The sequence below is a fragment of the Adlercreutzia equolifaciens genome (genome assembly GCF_029076695.1).
GTDB classification, from domain to species: domain Bacteria; phylum Actinomycetota; class Coriobacteriia; order Coriobacteriales; family Eggerthellaceae; genus Adlercreutzia; species Adlercreutzia equolifaciens_A.
Window position 1 is genome coordinate 1 of record NZ_JARFIK010000629.1, and the last position, 288, is coordinate 288.

The window sequence follows — 288 nt, forward strand, 5'->3', positions numbered from 1 at the left end:
TGTAAGTAAAGTCATCTAAATGATTTTCCTTCAGATAGTTCATCGTTTTTTGAGGAAACTTGACATAACATACGGATAAAGCCCATGCTACAGCCATCTTCACATAATATCCTTCGTGACTGATCCGGTCCATCCATTGCAATACGTTGTCTATATACTCTTCGTCAATATAATGAGCCATTGCCATTACTACTCCGAAACGTATTTCATATTCTTTGTCGGATTTCATCCGGTCTTCCAAAAATAGCCAGACCCTTTTCTTGTTCTTGTCCACAAACCGTTGTTTGC

Annotated in this window: 1 protein-coding gene; it reads right to left on the reverse strand. The window is 38.5% G+C overall.

The features are described 5' to 3' along the window. Positions 1-274 (reverse strand): DNA alkylation repair protein (locus tag PZH32_RS13900; RefSeq protein WP_275208857.1); only part of this gene is annotated, 274 nt, incomplete at its 3' end. Between the last annotated feature and the right edge of the window lie 14 nt (positions 275-288).